This window comes from Bartonella sp. AP258QHHD, assembly GCF_042196145.1.
Lineage (GTDB): Bacteria > Pseudomonadota > Alphaproteobacteria > Rhizobiales > Rhizobiaceae > Bartonella.
Genome location: NZ_JBHIPR010000018.1, coordinates 21,176 through 42,050, shown reverse-complemented (window position 1 = coordinate 42,050; position 20,875 = coordinate 21,176). Strand labels below are relative to the sequence as shown.

The window sequence follows — 20,875 nt, the reverse complement described above, 5'->3', positions numbered from 1 at the left end:
ATTAGACATATCTGTAGCATTTTTATCTTCTGTCGAGATTGGCAAAAAATCTGTTCCTGTAGGACTGGAGGAAAAGATAATAGAGCTTTATGGTTTAGATAAAGAGAAGGCTTCTCTCTTAAAAAAAGAAGCCTATTCTTGTCGAAAAAGCATCATCATAAAGCCTTCTACTCCGTTGCAACGTGAAACTGTTGTTGCGTTTATGAGACTTTTAGATGGCTTACATCAAGAAGCGTTAGCAGACTTCAAAGAAACATTAGAAACATTGTGCGAAGCGTGCTTTATAGAGAAATGTTAGAAAATCCTATTCCCTTAACTTTATTAAGGTATCCCTCACTTAAAAAAACATATGTAAAATCAATAAATTATTGTTGATATAAAATGCAATGGTGGGCGTGACAGGGATTGAACCTGTGACCCCTACGATGTCAACGTAGTGCTCTCCCGCTGAGCTACACGCCCATTCATTGATGTTGCATACACCATATAGAATGCCAAACGTCAATGCCTAATTTCATTTTCTCTTTCAACAGATGCAAATAACTTTAAAAAATACTTTTTAAGCAGCAATAAGGATTTTTTCAACCTCATTGACGAGTTCACGTAAGTGAAATGGCTTAGAGAGAACCTTTGCATCAGGAGGGGTATCACTATTTGAATTGAGTGCTACTGCTGCAAAACCCGTAATGAACATTACTCGTAAATCAGGGTCAATCTCAGTAGCACGTCGTGCGAGTTCGATTCCGTCCATCTCTGGCATCACAATATCAGTCAGGAGAAGGGAAAATGGCTCTTCTTGTAAACGTTCATATGCGCTAATACCATTATCGAAATCGGCGACTTCGTAGCCTGCACGTTCTAGGGCTTTTACGAGAAAGCGACGCATATCGTTATCATCTTCTGCGAGCAGGATTCGTTTCATGATTATGTTCCAATGGCTCCATTTGTCAGAGTTTTGCCGCATCAATTATACAATATAGAGTATTTAGAAAAAAGATGGTAAAATGCTCATAATTGAAATGAATGGCAAAATGGTTAATTCTTACATTCTTATTCAGAATACAGCATATTCGTTGTGAGTTGGTTAAATTCGAAATATATGTGATTTTGAAAAAAGAAGGGGGGCTCTAAAACTTCTAAGATGATTCATTGCTATCTTTTCTTTTAAATTTGCTGATTATTATCAGAATTCCATTAAAAAACTTATGAAAACCATTATTGTAGGGACTTCCTATATCGAGAAATTAAAAGAATATTATGTTAATTTATTGTTTTTAAAAAGTTCTCCTAAGAAATAGAAATTTTATAGTTATTTGTTTTTATAGAGATTTGTAATAAATATTATAAATGCGCTTTATTTCCAGTTTTTTTCCTTAAATAGATGAAAAATATTGTTTTCCTAGATATAATATTAAATTATCACTTAATAACAGATCAAAAATAGTATTTTGATGCTTTATTTATAAATATGTATCATGTTATATTAAGATAGATTTATTATTTTTATTTATATAAATAGTTTTTTATTAAGTTATTTTTTATGATATAAAATAATATTGTTTAATGTAATGATATACTTTGTATATTAGTTTTTTTATTAGAATGCGTGGTGAATATTTAGGTCATGGCTTGTCTGTAGAGGCTAGAAAACGAATCATATGAGTGGTTGGAAAGTAAAATCCATTATATTAAAAAGTGTTTGTAGATCCAATGCTCGTAGAAAATTTCTTTTTTGATAGGGCGGAGCGGAAATTAAGGTTTAGTGTTATTTTACAGATACATTATCGGGAATAAATGCATCAAATGCAGCCCAAAATTGCTTTTTATAATCTTCGTTAACCATAATTGTATCCAGTTCAGCGCCTGTAATAGTAATACTTTCTGTCAGACGTGTGTGTTGGCATAATTGCTGCACTTCAATGTTGTTTGCAATATTATTTTGATTGGCAAGAATAAAGAGTGTTGGGATTCGTAAATCTCCATGAAGTACATTTCTCTTCACAGAATCAATCGCATTAAATACTGATGCTATCCATTGGGATGTTGGGGGCTTAATGGAAGAGAGCGGCACTTTATGTATGTGTCCCAATTGTATATTTTTTTGTTTTGTTTTGTTTAATTTTTTACCATCTTTCGCTGGTATAAAGCCAAGACCTATATCAGAAAGAAATTGTGTTAATTTATGTTGAAAACCATTTGTTTTATTGCCGAATGGAGCAAAAAGGGGAGAAACACAGAGCAATCTATTAAACTGATGATTAATGAGATCTAATCCGCTAAGTGCTATCAATCCACCTATGCCGTAGGCAAGCATAGAGTAAGGTGGCGGACAATTAGGATAAACAATATTTTTAAGAAATTTATATAAGTCATTAATATCGTTATTTATATCAAAATAATGATGTCTGTTTTGTTTTCTTATCTTGAGGGATGTTTTTTCTTGATCAAACCAGTCAAATATTGCTGTATGAAAACCGCGTTTAGAAATTTCATTTATTAATAAAAAATATTTTTCTAAAGCATTTGCGTAGCTTTTGAGAATAACAATTGTTCCCTTAGATTTTTCCACCTCAGGATATGTTATAGCAAAACGAATTTCATGATCTATTGCTATTTTAAGAGTACCATGATGGACATTAAGAGGAGTGGCCCCCCAGTCTATGGGATAAAGAGGTGTTTCCAATTGAAATCCTTTACAGTGTATTTGCTGCTTAGTGCTTTGACATTTATGTAATGAAGAAAAAGGATTTAAAAAGGGGTATATTGCTTTTTAGATAGTTTTTATCAATTTAGGTCCCAAAGAGTTGAAATAAAGAAAAACGATTACTAGATAATATAGTGCGGTTGCCATGATGGGGCCGCAGGTTCACAAGTAAGTTTGCCATGTGGGAACTTTGTGAATTAGTTATAAATTATAGTCGCTCTAGAGGAGGGCAATATTATGCGTCAAGTAGATTTTTCACCATTTTATCGTTCCACAGTAGGTTTTGATCATCTTTTTAACTGGTTTGATTCTAGAACACAACCAGACGAAGTTTCTTCTTATCCCCCTTATAATATCGAGCGTTTAACTGAAGATTCTTATAGAATTTCTATGGCTGTTGCTGGTTTTTCTCAAGATGAAATTGATATTGAAACGCATTGTAACCAGCTGATCGTTAAGGGAGACAGAAAGTCTAAAAATGATGATGAAGAGCGAGAATTCCTTTATCGAGGTATTGCTTCGCGTGCTTTTGAACGGCGTTTTCATTTGGCTGATCATGTTAAGGTTATTGGGGCAGAACTTGGAGATGGGCTTCTTCATATTCAGCTTAAAAGGGAAATGCCAGCTGAATTAAAACCCAAAAAGATAACCGTACAGATGTCACCATCCATTACAAAAAATGATAACAGCGACGTTATCGTGTAAAGAAAATTTAGAAAATATGAGATCGGATAATTATAAATTTTTCTGAAAAATAAAAAACGCGAGGCAAAAGGTCTCGCGTTTCGTATGTGTTTTCCTAAGAACGAAGCGCATTTTAATAAAAAAGCTTATCTCGAATTTATGATAAAATATCATTGCACATTATTCTACGTTGAAGAAAAAGTTCATGTGTGTGCAATTGAAATGCATAATGATTCACTTTTTAAGTAAGCTTATTTATAGCATTTTAAAAATGGTCGGAGCGGCGGGATTTGAACCCACGACCCCTTGACCCCCAGTCAAGTGCGCTACCAAGCTGCGCTACGCTCCGAGTTCGTGTAAAACGATTAAATGACTGTTTCTTTAAAGGCAAGAGAAAAAATAAACAGAATAAAATCTAAAATGCTCTTGCACTTAGAGCTTTTGAAAGTAAAAATTTTGGACATCAATATTTTGTTGTTAATTCAAGATAAATAACGAATTTGTAAAATTCTTTGTGATCATTAAATTTTTAGCTCTATAGTTAATAGATGTATGCATTTAATTACTTTTGAGATTGTGAGGAGGGGGGTAAGATTGGTGTAGAAGGTATGAATTGGAGCAAATGAGTGCTGAAGGTATATTTTTTTCTTACCTAATCGTTACTTTTCTAAAAAGATAAAGATTTTCAAAAGAAGAGGAGTGAATATATGGTTTTGAAAAGTTTTCGTTTTTTAGAGTTTTATAGACGAGGTATTTTCATTTTATATGGATAAAAAATTGTAAGTTCTGGATTGTATAATCACAAATCTCATTTTACGGGTATGTATTTTTATCCAAATAAACAAGATCAGAATGCTTTAATTTATGTTTTGTTGTTTTTTTTCTAAAATATCAGATAAAATATTATAGAGGAAAAACTTTCAAAGTGTCTATTGAACTAAGAAAAGAGTAAACTATGAGCCGTTTTTCGGTAATAAATTTGACGCAAGCAGCAGTGGATCGTGTTAAAGCGATTATGGATGCAAAAGATGCACAGGGTATTCTTGTTGGTATCAAAAAAGGTGGTTGTGCAGGGATGGAGTATACAATTACTCTTGTCAAAGAAAAGGGGATAGATGCGGATGTTGTTGAAGTGAATGGTGCCCGTGTTTTTGTAGCACATGATGCGGTATTATTTTTATTAGGGACGCAGATGGATTATGAAGTGACAACGCTGCGGTCTGGTTTTATCTTTAAAAATCCTAATCAAGTTTCAGCATGCGGGTGTGGAGAATCGGTGGAACTTCGTCCTGCTACGCAGGATCAATATAAAACAAATTGAGCTGAGCTAAATTATAATTTAGTAATTTTAGAGGGGCTTATTCTTTTAGGTAGAAGAAATCTACTATTTTTTATTGTTCATTTTTAGCTTGCTTCCAAAGTGCTTCCATTTCATTCAAGGATGCGTCAGTGAGTGTTTTAGATTGAGTGGATAGCTTTTCTTCAATATAGGCGAAACGATTTCGAAATTTTATATTCGTTTTTTTTAATGCTTTTTGTGAATCAATCGCTAAGTGGCGCGCGAGGTTAAGGAGTATAAAGTAGAGATCTCCAAACTCTGCTTCTATCTCTGAGTTTTGTTTATTTTTGATGGCTTCTTTGAGCTCTTCGAGTTCTTCTTCTATTTTTTCAAAAACTTTATCACTTTTTTGCCAATCAAAACCTACTTTAGCTGCTGCTTCTTGTAAAGCAAGTGCCTCTTGGTTTGCTGGCTGGATTTGTTTTACTTTTGCGAGTATGCTTGTGGAGGAATTGTTGTTTTTTTCTTCGCACATTCTTTTTTGTTCAACCTGTTCTCTTTTTTTTATATATTCCCACTCCTCTTTTATAAATCCTCGTTTTTTTTGCTCGGTATTTCCAAAAACATGAGGATGGCGTCGAATCATTTTTTCTGTGATTGCATAAACAACATCTTCAAAAGTAAAGCTGCCTTCTTCTTGTGCTATGGTAGCATGATAGACAACTTGTAAAAGAAGATCCCCAAGTTCTTCACAGAGATCCTTTCGATTCTTTCGTTCAATGGCATCGATGACTTCGTAAACTTCTTCGAGCATATAGGGTATGAGGGATTCAAAAGTTTGTTTTTTATGCCAGATACAACCATTATCAGAGTTTCGTAATGCAGTGATAATTGCAGTGAGATCTTTGATATCTTTTGAGGCTAACATTTTGCACTTCCTTTGTAAGCAATAGAGCTTATGTTAGATGTCCCAACGTCTATGTAACCACATCCATTGTCCAGGATATTCACGGACCCAAGATTCAACAATATCATTTAATTTTTGCGTAGAAGCAGCTATATCGATATCATTTTTTTCATCACGTGGAAGTTCTACATGTTCATATAACTCTAAACGATGACGTCCACTAGGCAAACGAATACAACGTGCTGGATAAATATCACAGTCATATTGTCGAGCAAGTTTTATAATTAAGGGGTTTGTTTTAAGAGGTCTGTTAAAAAATGTTCCCATGATACCGCGGCGAAATTTTTGATCAACGAGCATACCAACATTTTCACCTTCTTCTAATTTGGCTGCTAATGCCCATGCTGCTCCGGCCTTGGAGGGAACAAGGTGTCCCATAGAAGTTTGTCGTGCTTTAAGGATTCGTTTGGCAACATAGGGATTATTGGGTGGTCTAAATAATACTGTAACATTAAGATCAAAACTTTGTGCACAAATAGGCAGAAGTTCAAAATTTCCAGTATGTGCGGTGAAAAAAATATGTGGTTTTTTTTCATTTTTTAATCGCTCAAATATTTCAGTGCCTTTAACCTCAATGAAACCTGGCTCGTCTGCATGAGGATCAAAATCAAAAATTTTATCAAGAAAAATATATTCGGCTAGGAAACGTCCTATATTTTCCCACATTTCTATTGCAATCGCACGGAGTTCTTGCTCTGTTTTTTCTGGATATGCACTCCTAAGGTTTGCGAGTGTGATTTGATGACGATGTACAAGGGGACCAATTTTTTTGCTAACCAAGCAAAAAAAGAAATTCCCATTTTGGCTGGAAAACATTTTAGAATAAATAAAGAACCAAAGAGTAGATATGCCCATAACAAGTAGGATATTTTTTTAGCTATAATTTTAATACGATATATGAGATTTTTAAGAGAAAGCTTCATCATGATTTAATCGATTTTAAGGATAATTTTACCAAAAACATCACGACTCTCCATTCGTTTTAAAGCTGTATCAATTTCATCCAGCCCAACAATTGTATCAATGACAGGGTGTACGGCTTTTTGTGCCATTTTTTGCATGGCATTTTTCATATTTTCCATACGGCAGCCAAATGAACCGAATATTTTAAGCTGTTGCTGGAATAATTGCATGAGATTTATTGGTGCTGAAACACCAGAGGTAGAACCGCAAGTCACTAAGCGTGCTCCTTTTTTCATACATAACAGAGAACCGTTCCATGTATCGACACCAACATGCTCAAAAACAACGTCAACACCTTTTTTTTGGGTTAATTTACGCACTACACCTTCAAAACGATCTTTACGATAATTAATCACATGATCTGCCCCAAGAGAGTGCGCTTTTGCAATTTTTTCATCTGAACCTACAGTTGTGATAACTGTACAGCCCATGTGTTTTGCAAGTTGAATGGCTGCAGAACCAATACCTGAGCCACCAGCCTGTACCAGGATTGTTTCTCCTGCTTGTAGTTTTGCGTTATCGAAAAGCATATGTTCTACGGTACCAAAAGTAATTGGAGCAACTGCTGCTTGCAATTCATCACATTGGGGAGGTGATGGAACTAATAAACGTGCTGGCAAATTGACAAGCTCACACGCAAATCCATCAAGGTGAAAACCATAGACTCCCTTTACATTACTGCAAAGATTATCCCGTCCTTCATGACAAGCTTGGCATACTCCGCAGGTTTGTGCACCATAAATTGAGACAATCTGTCCAAGTTGGAGATGTTCAACGCCATCTCCTATTTGTATAACCTCACCAGAGGCTTCTGCACCAATGATGAGTGGCATTTTTCTTTTCGCAAAAGCCATGCCACGCCATCCCCATACATCAATATGATTAAGAGCAACGGCTTTTATCCGCACAGTTACTTCACCTATACTAGGTGAAGATGGCGGGGAAATATTGGTGATTTCAAGCCGACGATCATCGAAGAGTTGCAGTGCACGCATTATCATCCCCCTTAAATAATTATTGGTTAGCGTTATAAAATTTTATTATTACAGGATTATCCTTTATATGCAGTGATAACAAGACTCATATTTTGACCACCAAATCCAAATGAGTTTGACAAAACCGCATTGACACAGGACTTACGGCTATGATGAGGAACAACATCTAAGGGGATAGTAGGGTCAGGGTTATCATAATTTATTGTTGGTGGAAGTATTCCCGATTGAATGGTTAAAAGCGAAAAAACCGCTTCTATTGCACCAGCAGCAGTTAATGTATGCCCAATCATTGATTTATTAGAAGAGACAGGAATATGCTCTAAAAGATCACCGAATACTGTTGATAATGCAAGATATTCCATTTTTTCATTTTCAGGTGTTGAAGTTCCGTGGGCATTAATATAGTCAATTTCATTGATGGTTATTTTTGCATCGTCTAAAGCTTTGCGAACGGATTCAATTGCTGGTGATGCATCGGGTTTTGAACGTGTACGGTGAAAGTCATCGGCGGTTTCTCCACAGCCAGCTAAAATTCCTAAAACTGTAGCATTACGGTTTAATGCGCTTTGAAGAGATTCAAGAACAAGAGCGCCTGAGCCTTCTGCCATAACAAAACCATCTCGATCACGGCTAAAGGGTTTTGCTGCTTTTTCTGGAGGCTCATTCTGAGTTGAAAGAGCAGATAGTAGCGAAAAACGAATAAGAGATTCTGCTGAAACTGATCCATCTGTCGCAATTATGAGAGCTCTATTTGTCTCTCTCCGTCTAATAGACTCAACACCTAATTGAATTGCTGTTGCACCAGATGCACAGGCAGTGGAAAGTGTAACAGGAAGTCCTTTTGTGCCAAATGTTTTTTGAAGTTTTTCTGCAATTGCACCAAATTGTGTGGATTCAAAAAGCGTCTCATGGAGTTTATCCTTACAGACTTTAAGAAGATGTGCATAAGAAGGCTCATTATTGAATTCTTCCTCTTGATCAAGACTAAAACGTGCTTTCCATTCAAGTTCAACAGGAGGAGCAGCTAGAAAGAGTGGTCCATTAAAGTTTTTTTTATCAATAGCAGCTTGTTCTAAAGCTTCTTCAGCAGAAAGATGTGCAAGCTTCTCAGAGAGAGCTGAAGCACCAAGTGTACTTTCTTTAAGAAAATCAATTGTTCCAGCAATATGTGTATTTAATCCCTCAACGGGAAAACGTGTTATTTTGTGGATACCACTTACACCGCTTGTTAATTTTTGCCAATTTTCATGTTTCCCTTGTCCCAGTGATGTGACAATGCCTGCACCAGTTATTGCTACAAGTGGACGCCCAAAATGATCATGATATTTCACTATAGAAATTCCCCTTCAAACAGCAGTAAGACGCACAATACCTTCAGCTCTTTTTATACCAATCGTTGTAACAAATATTTCACGTACTTCTTTAGAAAAAGGTTTTTCATGAGGACTTAACGCTGGAAAACCGCGTTTTTTTTCAATTGAAAGTGCTGCAAGAGCTAGAGCTAGAGGAAATTGTGCTTCCCGCATATAACCAAATAATGTTGTAATGCCACGGTAAGATAGATCAGCATTATCAAGAGCATTTTGTTCTGCTTTTGTTGCTTCGTGAGCTCCTGAGGCTGCTGAAATGGCTAAGGCAGATTTAGCGCCCGCAGTTTTTAACATTGTTGCAATTGAATCTCTAAGTGAAGTTTTGGTTCTATCTATTTGGTCTGTAACAATTTGACTAATTTCAGCATAAGCACGTGCGTTACGTTTTTTCGCATGTTCTCCACTTTCAAGAACGAAGAAAATACCACCAGAACCGGTTATAATACCGCCGCCAGGGTAAACTTTACGACCCCACACTGGGCTCCATCCATTATGGGTTAAAAGACCACCAAGCTCATGCGCCAACAACATATCATAACTTTGTGCATTATAGGAACTTCCTACAAGAGCATGGGTACTTTGACCTGATTTAATACGAGCTACAGCAATTTGAAGTGCAGAAAGACCACTGCCTTCTTCTCCCATAAATGTACGAGATGATCCAGTGACTTTATGAACAATTGAAATGTTTCCTGCCAAAAGGTTTGAAAGTTGTGCCAAAAATAATGTTGGACGAAGTTCAGTTGAAAGAGCAACATTTAACATAGAAGCATGATCGGCAACAGCGCGCGCTTTAGAAAGAATCTGTGTATCAACAGTAATATCACGTTCTCCCCCACTTGCCGCTACGATCATATCCATTGTTGAAGTGAGTTGTTCATTATTTTTCATGCCAGCATCATCAAGAGCAAGACCAGCCGCATAGGTACCAAGACGCTGCCATGTTCCCATTTGCCGTTGATCACTTTTTTTAGGAATTTGTAAACTCCAATCAATTTCGGGCAATTTATGAACCGTGTAAGGTGAAAAAGTTGTATAATCTAGGTTTGGTGTACGGATTGGATCATTTAAGAGATTCCAATGTTGATCAGTTCCTTCCCCCAGAGAGCTTATGAGACCTATACCAGTGATGAATACAGATTGATCATGCATGGCGAAAAAACTACTCCGCCTGTTTTAAGGCAACGAGATCATCAATTTTTGCACAAAGGTTTTTAAGAACAAAGTATTCTTCTGTTGCAACGGTACCTTCGTTGACTTCTTGTGTCCATTGTTCTAGAGGGACTTTTATTCCAAAAGCTTTATCAATAGCGAAAACAATATCAAGAAAATCAAGACTGTCGATTCCTAAATCGTCAATTGTATGACTCTCAGGTGTAATTGTATTGCGATCAATTTCACTGATTTCTGCAATGATATCAGCAACTTTATCAAACGTGGAAGGCAATGTACGGATTCCTTATTATAGAGTTAGTAAATTCAAAATACATTTAATATTGTTCTTCTAGCCTTTTTTCTCTTTAAAAAAAAGACTTAATCCAGAATATAGCTGTCTTTATCTATAGAGAAAAGAGGTTTACAGTACATGAAATACTATATCTCAATATTTAAAAAACTTTGAAATTTTATTACGCATTTATTTTACGAGACTATTTTTTCTATTGGCAGCAAGGACAGCAAGGGCTGTTATATTAACAACTCCCCGGGAAGTTACTGAAGGTGTTAAGATATGGGCGGGACGTGCTGCCCCGATTAGAATAGGACCAACATGGAGTGCATTTGTGAGGCTTTTAACAGTGTTGAGCGTGATATTGGCTGAATCAAGTGTTGGAAAGACAAGCAAATTAGCTTCACTTTTAAGACGAGAATTAGGAAAAACACGATCACGAAAAACTTTGGAAAGGGCAGCATCAGCATGCATTTCACCATCTGCTTCTAAATCAGGGTGTAATTTGGCAAGAATTTCTGTTGCACGTCGCATTTTACGCGCACTTTCTGTGTTTTTAGAACCAAAGTTTGAGTGTGATAATAAGGCTGCTTTTGGTGTTATTCCAAATGCTTCAACTTCTTGAGCTGCCAACACAGTCATTTCAGCGATTTCTTCTGCAGAAGGATTTTCATTGACGTAAGTATCTGTAAGGAAAAGAGTACGTTGTTGAGAGATAAGCAAACTCATAGCAGAAAAACGGTGAACATGAGGATCAAGACCGATAATTTGTTCAATCAATTCAAGTTGACGTTCAAAGCGTCCTTCTAAGCCGCAAATCATTGCATCTGCTTCTTCACGCATAACGGCAAGGGCAGCAATAGCCGTTGTTGATGTTCTCACTACTGTTTTTGCCATTTCAGGCGTAACACCACGCCTTCCTGTATAATGAAAAAATAAATTAACATAATCACGAAAACGTGGATCATCTTCAGGGTTTGTTAATTCAAAATCTATACCGGGACGAATTCTTAAACCAAAGCGTTTTAATCTTGCTTCTACGACATGTGGACGGCCGATAAGGAGGGGCGTTGCTGTTTGTTCTTCAATGACAACTTGTGCCGCACGAAGGACGCGTTCATCTTCACCATTGGCATAGATGACGCGTTTACGTTTTGCTGTTTTTGCTGCAGCAAAAACAGGTTTCATTGTTAAACCAGAAAGAAAGACAAATCGATTGAGGATATCATAGTAGGCCTCCATATCTTCAATGGGACGAATGGCAACACCAGTTGTCATTGCTGCTTTAGCAACAGCGGGGGCAATACGCAGTATTAAACGCGGATCAAAAGGAGAGGGGATTAGATAGTCTGGTCCAAAATTGGGTGGTTCTTTTGAGTATGCACGTGCTACAACATCTGAAGTTTCTTCACGTGCAAGGGCAGCAATCGCATGAACAGCGGCCATTTTCATTTCTTCATTAATTGCACTAGCACCTACGTCTAATGCACCACGGAAGATATAGGGAAAACAAAGGACATTATTAACTTGATTGGGATAATCAGAGCGTCCTGTGCAGATCATTGCATCTGGTCGTATAGAGCGTGCTTCTTCAGGCATAATTTCTGGTACTGGATTAGCCAGTGCTAAAATGAGTGGATTTTGAGCCATTCTTTTAAGATATTCAGGCTTTAAAACACCACCTGCAGATAGGCCTAGAAAAATATCCGCATCATCAATAATATCAGATAAAGTTCGTGCGTCCGTTTTTTGTGCGTAATTGATTTTCCAACGATCCATAAGGGTCTTGCGACCTTCATAAACAACTCCCTCTAAGTCACTAAGCCAAATATTTTCAACTTTTGCCCCAAGACGAACCAAAAGATTAAGGCAAGCGAGGGCAGCAGCACCTGCACCTGAGGTAACTATTTTTGCATTTTCAATTTTTTTTCCTGAAAGATTTAAGGCATTTAATACAGCCGCAGAAACAATAATGGCAGTTCCATGTTGGTCATCATGAAAAACTGGAATTTTCATTTTAGCACGAAGCTTTTCTTCGATGTCAAAACATTCAGGAGCCTTAATGTCTTCAAGATTAATACCACCAAATGTAGGTTCTAAAGTCGATACCGTTTGTACCATTTGTTCTATATCGGATGCATCAATTTCAATATCAAAGACATCAATATTCGCAAATTTTTTGAATAAAACGGCTTTACCTTCCATAACTGGCTTTGAAGCAAGAGGGCCAATATTTCCTAAACCAAGAACAGCAGTTCCATTGGATATAACAGCGACTAAATTAGAACGGGAGGTATATTGAGCAGCAAGATTAGGATCTTCATGAATTGCAAGACATGGTGCAGCAACACCTGGAGAATAAGCAAGAGCTAAATCACGTTGGTTATCAAGAGGTTTTGTTGCTTGTATTTCCAATTTTCCAGGTTTAGGGTACTGGTGATAAAAAAGTGCGGCACTGTCAAGTTCAGCTTTTGGTGAACTGAAATCACTATTTCGTTCTCTAGACATTTTTATGATATCCAAGTTAGCGTATGTGTATATGAGATGTTCCATCTACGATAAGGTTTTGTCCACTAATAGATCCTCATTTCTCTGAATATCAAAATGCATGAGTATGAGAAAACTCTTCTGGATCGTAAAACCAGTTTGATGATTCTTTTTGTTTGTGTGCATGAATAATTTCATTGATAGAAGCACGATTAGTTTTTTCTTTCCTTAATAAAACGCGTAAAAATTGATTAGTCTACAAACGAATAAAATATTACTAATAATTACATTACCAAGCCATTATTTTTTTTGCAATGCTTACAACTTAAGGAAAGAAAAGAAGAGTGTTTTCTATTAACTTCATCTTCTTTATTTAAATTTCTATAGGGAGGTAGAAGAAATTTTAAATAACAATTTGCAATTTATAAATTATTTTTGCAGCTATTTAAAAGGAAATTGGAACTTTAAAAATGGGAGTTGTTTTGTTTATTATTCAATTGAACTCTTAATAATGCAAACTTTATAATTTATAATGAATCATCTCGTATGTTGAATGAGAAATTTGAATACAATAAGATTCTTTTAGCTCAAACTCATCTAATATAATAAAAAATATTTACTTACATAATTCAAACGAGAGTAATATGTGGATAAAAAACATTAAAAAAAATAAATAGAAGTGTTTCTATGAGCTATTTTAATACAAAAGCATGAATTTTTTTCACAATTAATAAAAATAATTATTACCGATTTTGTACCTTTATGAAACTATGAAAAATAAAGGAGTTAAGAAAAAGATAAGGAAATAGAAAACATGCTTTATCATTCTTAGAATGATACGTTGTTTGATAAGCCATTACGCTTCTTTAGGGTTATTGCTTAGGATATCAAAGAAAACCGCATGCCAATTATCCCAACCTTTGAAGTACAAAGCTACAGTTGAAAAAAAAGCATTCTATGATGAGCCATTAAAACAACTGGAGAGAGAAAGTGGAAAAAATATCTTTTTCCACTTTCTTATTTGTTATTGGATTCGACCACTTGCATGAGCAAGCATAGTATAAACTTTTCCGGTATCTGATATCAAGTACTTGCGAACTGAGTTGGAAGAGCCAGAACTGCGCGATATATCACGTAAGAGCTTTTCGAAATCTGTAACATATTGATTCACTGAACGTTTAAACCCAAAATCGCTCATATATTTTTTCTTAATCATTTCAAATATTTTTTGTCCATTTAAGGTATAAAGGCGTTCTGTTACGATGTTTTTTTGTCCACGTTGATAATGATCCCATAGCTCAACAATGGCATTGTGATTAATAGCTTGCACTATACCAGAAGCTAATGAATTAAGAGAGCAGTTTGCAGGAGATGGTTTTGTTTGCACTGATGTTAAAACATCATCACTAGGGGGAGCATCATAAAATGTTTCTTCACGTGAAGCTCTTTCTAAGAGATTTGATACCCATTTATTTGGTCTTTTTTTGCTTTGATCTTGTTGCAAAATAGGCTTAGGTGGCACAATCTTTTTAACAGACTCAGTGGAACTGTCACTTTTTTGATTAAACATTGATGATGTAGGAAATGCTGACATTAGCTGTTTTTGTGCGCTCTTTTGATCATTTTGTATAACACTGACTAAATCTTGTAACGCTGTAATCTGTTCATTCAAAGCTGTGCGAATTGTTTGCGTTGTTTCTTTTGTTTTTTCTGGAAGTTTTTTTACATTTTCATTGATATCATTATTAATCTTTGAAAGCTCTAAACGAACTTCATCAGCGGAGCGACGTATATCTTCTGCTGCTTCTGAAAAACGCGTTGATGCTTCACTAACAAGCTTATTAAGTGATTGTTGGAATGAATTTGTGGAGTTACGCGCATTCTTATCAGAGCGTTCAAGTGCTAAGTTGAAGATTTTTTCATAATGCCCAATCATTTGATTAATTTCATGAGACTTTGAAACAAGAGCATCGCTTAATACAGAAAGCGTATTATGTTTTTCTTCAAGTGTTGCACTAAGTGAATTTTCAGACTGTTCAAGAACATGAATAGTTTGGGAAAGTGTCTTTGCATGTTCACCAAAACTGCTCGTTATATGATTAATTTGTTCAAAGGTACTCTTTGAAAGTCCTTGCAGAATTTCAACATTAGTATTGAGCGCTTGATTTGAAGCTGACAAACGCTCTGCTACTTGGTCCGTGTTGCGGAAAAAATTATTCGTACTCTCATTAAACTGCCCATCAATATTTTGAACAGCCGATAATAAAACATTACTATTTTCGTGAAAATTGTAAATTGATTGATTCAACTGTGTTAAGATGGATGAGACATTATTAACAAGCTCTTCCTTCATAATCGTTATTGTTTGAAGTGTTTCAGAGTTAGCTTTGGTTAAGCTATTCACTAAAGATTCATTATGTGCATAAATTCTTTGTTCAGCATCTTGTGTGGAAAGAGAGAGTTGTTCACCGATATGCTGTGTTAAAGAATCAATTGATTCTGTCGTATTTTGCGCTGCTTGATTTAAGTGATTTGTAAGCTCTGTTATTTTTCCAACATGTTGTGAAATTTGTGTTGTTGTTTGATTTCCAGCATCTTCCAGACGGCTCGTTACATCAGAGAGCTGATATCCTAAATTATTTTTAAGATTTTGCATAGAGTGATGAAGAACATCACAGCGTTCATTAAGAACTTGTTCTATTGCTGTTGTTGATGTGTGAATAGTTTCATTCAATAATGCTTGTGCATTATGGCTGGCTGTTGCGAAAGCTTCGACAGTATGCGCTGTTTGTTCAGACAGAACTGACAGAACTTTTTCACTGGTATCATAAACAGTTTTTTTGACATTTGATACAATGCGATTGCCTGATTCTGAGAGAATATTTTCTGCTTGTGCAGTAACATTTGTAACAGATGAAAGAATTTGTTCACTCGTAGAAGAAAGAATATCAGAAGCTTTTATAATCTTATTATGCAGGTTATCTGTCACTGTATTAACAGAGTCTTCTAAGGTTACACGCATATTGTCAACACTGCTTTCCAGCGCTTGTTGAATTATCTGACTTTGCTCATTACTAATCATGAGAGACGTTTTTAATGTGTCAGAACGTTCCTCAATAACAGATGTTTGCATATCAATGGCTTCACAGATTTGGCTAAATTTTTCAGATAATGTTTCCTCTAGCGTTGTTGTCCGTTCAAAAATTTTGTGTGCACGATCTTCTAGATCTGTATCGAATGATTCCATACGTGTTTCAAGGGTTTCAAAGAAAACACCACTCGATTGAGAGAGAGTATTCTTTAAAATTTCGGCATGGCTTTCAAGGTTTTTGATATGATCTTGAACCGTTTCAGTAATGTTTTTATTATTGGCGACAATTGCACTCTCAACTAAATCTATTTGTTGTTTCAATGCAACATCGACACGTATATCACTTTTTGCAATGAGATTATGGATTGTTTCCATGCGTTGTTCAAGTGTGCGTGCTTGATCGGCAAGAACTTCATTGAGAGAAAAACTATTAATCGCTAAAGAATCGCGCAGAGCATCGGCACGGATATCAATATTTCTCGCTTGTGCTTCTAAAGCATCTTGGGTTGTATTACAACTTTGTACAATGACATCTTGTAACTTTTCAGTGCATTGAATGATGTTTGTAATATGATTTTCAGCTTGTTTATCAACGACTTGAACATTATCAGCCAAAACTTTTTCAATATGAGAAGTATTTTGGGACAAAACATCAATTTGATTTCTTAATGTATCCGCAATTTTATTTTTCTCGTTATCGAGCATGTCTGCCATAAGAGCTCGTTGATCAGAAAGTTGTACTTTAAAATCTTGTGAACGTTCTTGTATGATATCAACAATGGCATTGTCGACATATTGAATTTCTTCTCTCAGACTTTCCTTACTTTTATCAATTGCAGAAAGAATAGCTTCACGTCCATTTGTAAATGCATGGGTAATGTCTGCTGTTTTTTCTTGGAGGTTCTCATTTATTTTCAAGACATGAGCTTCCAAGAAGTTACCAAGTTTTTCAGCATTATCCTCTAAAGCCTGACTGCGTTCTATAAAGGAATCAATGATGGAATCACTATGTTCTTTAAGAGAAAGATCAACAGTTGCTAAACGTTGTTCAAAGGCTCCAATTGCTTGCGAGGTTACGTTATCAAATTTAGAAGAGAGTTTATGTGCTTGGTCGTCGAGCTTTAAGATCTTCTCATCAAAATTCTGTAGAGATTGATTATTACGATCAATAAGAGCTTTATCCAAGGCTTTAAACTTTTCATCAACAGCGTGCAAAGTTTGATCTGTTACTGCTTGTATATGTGTTGCAATTTTAGCAACATGTACTTCTGCTTTTTCAGCTGTTTCATTAAAAGTTTTTTCTATTTGTTTTTCATTATAATCAAATCGTTTTGCAAAACCATCAAAGTTTTTTCCTAATTCATGAAAAAATTCCGTGTTTTTCTGCTGAATTTGTGTTGTTGTTTTGTTAAATTTTTCAACAAGTTGATTTGTTACGCCATCACCGGCATAGGAAAGTTTTTCAACAAGGTCTTCACCTTGTTTTTGTAAAGTTTGAGAAAGGGTTTGTGCAAGCTTTTCAACATTGGTCACAATGTTAGAGGTAACCAAACCAAATTCATCACTCAGTTGTTCTTGGGTTCCTTTAATTGTTGATTGTACGCGATCTGCGTGATTCAAAATGGCTATGCGTTCATTACTCAATTCTTTGATTAATGTGTGAATGCGTGATTCATTCTCAGCATAGGCTTGTTCTAGATTGTGAACTTCACCTTGTATGATTGCTTCAAGTTCAACAGCACGTCCGAGGGTACGTTCAATACCTTCGTTCATTGCCGCTACTTCTTCACGAATGGTTTGCCCTATAGCAATAGCTTGTTTTTCAGATAGATGTTGTGGTTCACTAAGGCGCTGTGCAGCATTGGTCATAAGAAGCGCAATATTATGCAAGTCGTTTGAACGTTTTGTTAATTGAGCAACGCCCCAAGATATAAGGATAGGAATTGCTGTTCCGGCTGCTACAGCAAGTCCTGTTGGGGATGTAACAAAAGTGCTGATATTGGATAAGGAGCTGAGTCCGGTAGGTGCGAGTTTATGCGCAATAAAAGCTCCTCCCGTTGCCCATAAAGCACTAAGCGCTGTTGTATACCAGTAGACTCGAGAGGAAGAACGCTGCTTGAATGGTCCAAAATTTACAGGGGTTGTTATATCATCATTTGCAGGAAGAAGTTTTGTAGGCAATAATGTATTATGAACAGTTCCACCTGAAATATCAGGTGAAGGTTTTGGAGCAAAAAGCTGTTCAACAACGGATTTATCAACAACAGCTTCATCATGAATATTAGAAACAAAAGTTGACGTACCGTTTTCAGCAAAAAATTCTTCTTCTGCCATTGCAATTTTTTGAATCAGATCATCGACATTAACAACATTTTCAGAATTATTGGATGATATCGTTTCAAATCCTGTGTCATCGAAATCAAAGTTCATAGCTTTTGTGAGGGCTTCTTCAACTTCAACTTCAAATGTTTGCAATTTTGTTCTGCGTGCCATACTCGCCTCGTACTCTTACAGCCGGAAAAGGGATACGTTCTCTTCCACATAATTTCTACATACTAGCTGTTAATTATTTAGAAAGGAATATGCTTAGGGAAAAATTTTAAAAACTTATCAAGATAAAGTTAACGCGGTTTCTTGTACCCTGTTTAAAAATGTTATAAAATATAGTAAAAACAATTTATTATTTAAATCTAACTAAAACAAAAATACTGTTTACAACTTGTGTTTATAGAAAGCTTTATAAGCCGGCAGTCTTTGAAATAAGGACAATTTAATAGCGGTTATATATACAGTAAGGTGCGAATGTCTCTCTTTAATATCGACAATCGTTAATAAATGTTGTTGTCCGCTTACTTTTATTGATTCTAAACGAAGCAGATTTATCATCACATATAGTCTGTAATAGCTTAGGATGTATAAAAGTATGCCTTTGAATTGTAAGCTCATAAAAAAGTAAACGTGGAAAAATTTTTAATTTAATATAGCTTTTCGTAAGTTGTACTTTATTATTGTCTTAAAGAGCTGTTTTTTCTCTAATTTCAGTTGTTTGTTGCTGAATTTTTAAGCTTCTACGTTGACAATTGGATATTTTTCAGTCGATATGCATGCACGAATATTTTATGCAATCTAGATAAAGGTGTAAGAATAATGGCAGAGCGATCACAACACCTGCAAGATGTGTTTTTAAATACGGTGCGTAAGCAAAAAATTTCCCTTACAATTTTTCTTGTCAATGGCGTTAAACTCACGGGTATTGTAACTTCATTTGATAATTTTTGTGTTCTTTTGCGCCGAGATGGACACGCGCAATTGGTTTATAAGCATGCTATTTCTACGATTATGCCTGGACAGCCTGTACAGATGTTTGAGGGTGAAAGTCCTGAGTAAACATATCATTTTAAGATAGACCTCTTATCCCATTTAAAAGTACTTAGATTGCTATGATAAATGAAAATGAGAGATTAGGAGGGGTATTTTCGCAGAATACAGGACAGGTGCGCGCACTTGTTTTGATACCGATTTTTCAAGAAAATAGAAGTGAAAGCTCTTTGAGAGAGTGTTCTATATCTTCTCGTGTTAAAGAATCATTGGGGTTAGCACGTGCTATAAGGTTAGAAGTTGTTAATTATGAAACGATTAATATTGCAACGCCTCGCTCTGCGACTCTCTTTGGAAAAGGTAAAGTAGATGCGTTAACCTGTTATATAGATGAATATTCTATTGAGCTTGCGATTGTAGATCACTTTTTAACGCCAGTACAGCAGCGTAATTTAGAAAAATTGTGGAATTGCAAAGTTATCGATAGAACGGCTTTGATTCTTGAAATTTTTGGGGACCGTGCACGAACAAAAGAAGGAGTTTTGCAAGTAGAGTTAGCGCACTTGTCCTATCAAAAAGGGAGGCTTGTGCGGAGTTGGACGCACTTGGAAAGGCAACGGGTGGGGCGTGGCTTCCTAGGTGGACCTGGTGAGACGCAAATTGAAGCAGATAGGCGTCTTTTACAAGAAAAAATTATTCGTATTCGCCGCGAATTGCAAACGGTTATTAAAACACGTGCACTTCATAGAGCAAAAAGGAAAAAAACATCTTATCCTGTTGTGGCACTGGTAGGATATACGAATACAGGAAAGTCAACTCTCTTTAACCGTTTAAGCGGTGCAGATGTTTTAGCAAAGAATATGTTATTTGCAACGCTTGACCCGACTTTGCGCAAAGTTGTGCTTCCCCATGGAAAAACTGTTCTTTTGTCTGATACTGTAGGGTTTATTTCTAACTTGCCAACGAATTTGATTGCAGCTTTTAGAGCAACCCTTGAAGAAGTGGTTGAAGCGGATCTCATTCTTCATATAAGAGATATGTCAGATCTTGATCATCGAGCACATGCCCAAGATGTTTTAGAAGTGCTTTCAAGTCTTGATATCGATATTGATGATATGGAGCATATCATAGAAGTTTGGAATAAGATTGATATGTTAGATGAGCAAGCATTGAATGTTTTACAAACAAGCGCAAAGACGCGATTAAATCCTGCTCTCATGGTATCAGCACTTAAGGGGGATGGACTCGATCAATTATTAAGAGCCATTGAAAAGCGAATTTTTGGAGAGGTGCAAAGCATTGAATATCTTTTACAACCTCATGAAATGTCGCTTATTGATTGGTTTTATGAAAACTCTGCGGAAATAGTGCAAGAAGGGCATGATGATGGGTCTATTACCATTAGAGCGGTTGTTACTTCTGAAGCAAAAAAACAACTAGAGAGCCTCAAAAAAAATATGAATTAAGTTCTTTAAAGCTATTTTTGAACATTTGTTCTTAAATTTTATATTTTTATTATCTCAAAATAATATGACAGCAAGTTAAGAGGATAGTTACTACTTTCTCTTAA

General features: G+C 35.9%; 15 protein-coding genes and 2 tRNA genes. 5 read left to right on the top strand and 12 right to left on the bottom strand.

Translation table 11 applies throughout. The annotated features are described in order from the left end of the window. Positions 1–298 (top strand): XRE family transcriptional regulator (locus ACFIMM_RS02425; protein WP_375629409.1); only part of this gene is annotated, 298 nt, incomplete at its 5' end. A gap of 89 nt (positions 299–387) precedes the next feature. On the opposite strand, the gene ACFIMM_RS02420 is transcribed toward ACFIMM_RS02425, so the two are convergent. The 3 genes from ACFIMM_RS02420 to ACFIMM_RS02410 form a co-directional block, all read right to left on the bottom strand. Beyond that, positions 388–462, bottom strand: a tRNA-Val gene (locus tag ACFIMM_RS02420). Between the two features lie 97 nt (positions 463–559). After that, positions 560–922, bottom strand: a complete 363-nt coding sequence (gene cpdR / locus ACFIMM_RS02415) for a cell cycle two-component system response regulator CpdR (protein WP_375613077.1) — start codon at positions 920–922, stop codon at positions 560–562. 843 nt (positions 923–1,765) lie between these two features. Further along, entirely contained in the window at positions 1,766–2,683 is a 918-nt protein-coding gene (locus ACFIMM_RS02410; RefSeq protein ID WP_375629406.1) for an alpha/beta hydrolase, read from the bottom strand. A gap of 258 nt (positions 2,684–2,941) precedes the next feature. Between ACFIMM_RS02410 and ACFIMM_RS02405 the strand changes: the two genes are divergently transcribed. Next, positions 2,942–3,409 carry an Hsp20 family protein gene (locus tag ACFIMM_RS02405; RefSeq protein WP_375613075.1) on the top strand — a complete coding sequence of 156 codons (468 nt, stop codon included), beginning with the start codon at positions 2,942–2,944 and terminating at the stop codon, positions 3,407–3,409. Between the two features lie 251 nt (positions 3,410–3,660). On the opposite strand, the gene ACFIMM_RS02400 is transcribed toward ACFIMM_RS02405, so the two are convergent. Next, positions 3,661–3,737 (bottom strand) — tRNA-Pro (locus tag ACFIMM_RS02400). A 606-nt stretch (positions 3,738–4,343) separates the two neighbouring features. On the opposite strand from ACFIMM_RS02400, the gene ACFIMM_RS02395 reads away from it, so the two are divergent. Beyond that, a complete protein-coding gene (locus ACFIMM_RS02395; protein ID WP_273791397.1) occupies positions 4,344–4,709 on the top strand; it encodes an iron-sulfur cluster assembly accessory protein in 366 nt (121 codons plus the stop codon). Positions 4,710–4,779: 70 nt separating this feature from the next. Here the strand turns inward: ACFIMM_RS02395 and mazG are convergent, their stop codons facing one another. The 8 genes from mazG to ACFIMM_RS02355 form a co-directional block, all read right to left on the bottom strand. Then, a complete protein-coding gene (gene mazG, locus ACFIMM_RS02390; protein ID WP_375611559.1) occupies positions 4,780–5,595 on the bottom strand; it encodes a nucleoside triphosphate pyrophosphohydrolase in 816 nt (271 codons plus the stop codon). A gap of 33 nt (positions 5,596–5,628) precedes the next feature. After that, the gene (locus ACFIMM_RS02385) at positions 5,629–6,450 is read right to left on the bottom strand and encodes a lipid A biosynthesis lauroyl acyltransferase (RefSeq protein WP_375692594.1); all 822 of its coding nucleotides are present in this window, start codon (positions 6,448–6,450) and stop codon (positions 5,629–5,631) included. 113 nt (positions 6,451–6,563) lie between these two features. Next, entirely contained in the window at positions 6,564–7,592 is a 1,029-nt protein-coding gene (locus ACFIMM_RS02380) for a zinc-binding dehydrogenase (RefSeq protein ID WP_375613072.1), read from the bottom strand. 56 nt (positions 7,593–7,648) lie between these two features. After that, the gene (locus ACFIMM_RS02375) at positions 7,649–8,923 is read right to left on the bottom strand and encodes a beta-ketoacyl-ACP synthase (RefSeq protein WP_375682779.1); all 1,275 of its coding nucleotides are present in this window, start codon (positions 8,921–8,923) and stop codon (positions 7,649–7,651) included. A 15-nt stretch (positions 8,924–8,938) separates the two neighbouring features. Further along, on the bottom strand, positions 8,939–10,114 hold the full coding sequence (locus ACFIMM_RS02370) for a beta-ketoacyl-ACP synthase (RefSeq protein ID WP_375638203.1): 1,176 nt from the start codon (positions 10,112–10,114) through the stop codon (positions 8,939–8,941). A gap of 10 nt (positions 10,115–10,124) precedes the next feature. Then, positions 10,125–10,409 (bottom strand): acyl carrier protein, encoded by a 285-nt coding sequence (locus tag ACFIMM_RS02365; RefSeq protein ID WP_005773457.1) that lies wholly within the window; start codon positions 10,407–10,409, stop codon positions 10,125–10,127. 189 nt (positions 10,410–10,598) lie between these two features. Then, entirely contained in the window at positions 10,599–12,917 is a 2,319-nt protein-coding gene (locus ACFIMM_RS02360) for an NADP-dependent malic enzyme (protein WP_375611563.1), read from the bottom strand. A 1,003-nt stretch (positions 12,918–13,920) separates the two neighbouring features. Then, entirely contained in the window at positions 13,921–18,480 is a 4,560-nt protein-coding gene (locus ACFIMM_RS02355; protein WP_375629398.1) for a hypothetical protein, read from the bottom strand. 654 nt (positions 18,481–19,134) lie between these two features. Between ACFIMM_RS02355 and hfq the strand changes: the two genes are divergently transcribed. Together hfq and hflX are read left to right on the top strand one after the other, a co-directional pair. Next, a complete protein-coding gene (gene hfq, locus ACFIMM_RS02350) occupies positions 19,135–19,374 on the top strand; it encodes an RNA chaperone Hfq (RefSeq protein WP_005773461.1) in 240 nt (79 codons plus the stop codon). A 53-nt stretch (positions 19,375–19,427) separates the two neighbouring features. Then, positions 19,428–20,771 carry a GTPase HflX gene (gene hflX, locus ACFIMM_RS02345; RefSeq protein ID WP_375692593.1) on the top strand — a complete coding sequence of 448 codons (1,344 nt, stop codon included), beginning with the start codon at positions 19,428–19,430 and terminating at the stop codon, positions 20,769–20,771. Positions 20,772–20,875: the final 104 nt, after the last annotated feature.